The sequence below is a fragment of the Bartonella tamiae Th239 genome, from assembly GCF_000278275.1.
GTDB lineage: Bacteria > Pseudomonadota > Alphaproteobacteria > Rhizobiales > Rhizobiaceae > Bartonella > Bartonella tamiae.
In genome coordinates, this window is the sequence record NZ_JH725149.1 from 1 (window position 1) to 2,420 (window position 2,420).

Annotated in this window: 1 protein-coding gene; it reads left to right on the forward strand. The window is 47.7% G+C overall.

The features are described from left to right. Positions 1-2,420: Ig-like domain-containing protein (locus ME5_RS10140; protein ID WP_039964611.1), on the forward strand; the 2,420-nt coding region annotated here is incomplete at both ends.

Here is a 2,420-nt window from a genome sequence, read left to right on the forward strand (position 1 = left end):
TCATTGATACGAGGGCCTCAGCTGCGACAGTCACGATTGATGGTTTTGTTGATAATGTTGGTTTAGAACAGCATGATTATACGACGTCTGGTCAAAAGAGTGATGATGCGACACCTGAGTTGCATGGTGTTTTAAGTGGTGCGGAACAAGGTGACCGTATTCATATTACGGCTGTTGGTCCAGATGGCAGTGTGATTGATTTTGGCTATGTGATTGCTGCAGGCAGTGGTGCTTGGCGTTTACAAGTTCCAGATGACAAAGCTTTTAGTAGTGAAGGTCATTACACGTTTACCGCGACGGTCGAAGATAAGGGTGGTAATTTAGGCAATAGTGCAAGCTTTGTCATTGATTATGACATTACTGGCCCTGCGGCGATGGATGGAGATAACATTGAGTTATGGGATGATTTTGGTCCTGTTCAAGGTGTTATTGGTCAAGGTGATACGACGGATGATACGACCCCGACCTATCGTGATGAGAGCGAGAATGCGGTTGATCCTGAGGAAGTAGCCTATATTAATGTTTATAATACCAACAGTAATGGCAATACGTCTCTTATAGGTCGCGGGGAAGTTCATGCGGATGGTTCGTGGAGTTTTACGCCGCGCCCACCGCTTGGTGCAGGCGACTATAATTTTACGGCCAGACCTGTTGACTTTGCAGGTAATGAAGGTCCTGCGACCTCACCGTGGAGTTTTACGGTTGTGACTGAGCGTCCACAGCCACCGACACTTGACTTTATCCATGACAATGTCAGCCTTGATGGCAGTGCCACAGCAACGCTTATTCAAAAGGGCGGATTGACGAATGATGCGACGCCGATATTGAGTGGTACGGGGGGTGTTTCTGGAGCGACGATCAATATTTACATGGTTGGCCCTAATGGGGAGCGTGTATTGGTTGATACGACGCGTGTTGATGCGAATGGTCGTTGGCGTTATGAGCTTCAGGAAGGCTTGAGCGCGCAAGGGACTTATACATTTACAGCGACGATGGTTGATGCTGCGGGACAAGAGAGTGATCCAACGGGTGGTTATGAGATCAGACTTGATACGATTGCACCTGAGGTTAGCGGTCAGATTACGGCGTATGATAATGTGAATGTTGAAGGCATTATTGATGGCAGTGCGCCGACGGATGATGCTACGCCGACCTTCTCGGGCGAGCAGTCTAGGAATGAAGCGGGTGCTATTGTCTATATTTATGATAGGAATAGTGATACACCAAATGTTCCAATTGCGACAGCGACGGTTGGAGCTGATGGTCAATGGAGTGTTGAATCTCCTCGTCTTCCAGATGGCAGTCATACGATTTATTATGAAGTTGTTGATCTTGCAGGCAATAAGAGTGATCCAAGTGATGATTTGACGTTTGTGATTGATACGACTGGTGTTGAAGTAAGCTTTAGCCATTATGCTGATAGTGTTGGTACGCCAGCCAATATTAATAGTGGTGGATTGACGAATGATGCCAATGGTATTTTTGTTGGTGAAGCCAAGCCCGGAGCTCAAGTTGTTATCACTTATGTGAATGCAGCAGGTGAGACAGTCACGATTGGTAGCGTTGTAGCGGATACAGTGACGGGTGAATGGCGCATAACAGCGACAGATGATCTTCCAGATGGACGTGTTAACTTTACAGTTACAGCGACTGACGGTACGGGTCAGGTTGCGACAGCGACAGGCAATATTACGATTGACACGCAAGCTCCTGCAGCACCGACGTTTGAGGTTATAGATGATGTTGGAGACTTCCAGTCACCGCCATTGCCTCCATTGACCAGTGGTCAGCCAACAGATGACACAACACCGACATTCCAGGGCAGTGATGGTGAGCCTGGCTCAACGATCACGATCCGTGATGAAGATGGTAATGTTATTGGTTCAACAACGGTTGGTTCTGATGGCCGTTGGTCAGTGACTGTTTCTGCATTGCCATCAGGCGCACATGAAGTCAGTGTGACAGCGACGGATCCAGCAGGCAATGAAAGTGCAGGGACGGACTTTGTTGTCAATATTGACTTGACGGTACCGACGGGCACTGCAACCCTTGCCTCCATTAGCGATGATAATGGTATTGCTGGTGACTTTATCACCAATGATGCAAGTCTTATTTACACATTGCAGGCCAGTGGTGTGACACAAGGTGATACGGTTTGGTTGCGCATTACACCGATTGGAGCTGATGGTCGTCCTGGTACTCCAGGTGCTTGGGTTCAAGCAACGCGTCAAGAAGATGGCACATATGTTGTTAATCACAATAATGCGCAATCGGCTCTTGCAGATGGCAGCTATCGTGTTGAGACAGTTGTTAAAGATGCCGCAGGTAATAATGGAGCTACAGGTACACAAACAGTTGTCATTGATACGAGGGCCTCAGCTGCGACAGTCACGATTGATGGTTTTGTTGATAATGTTGGT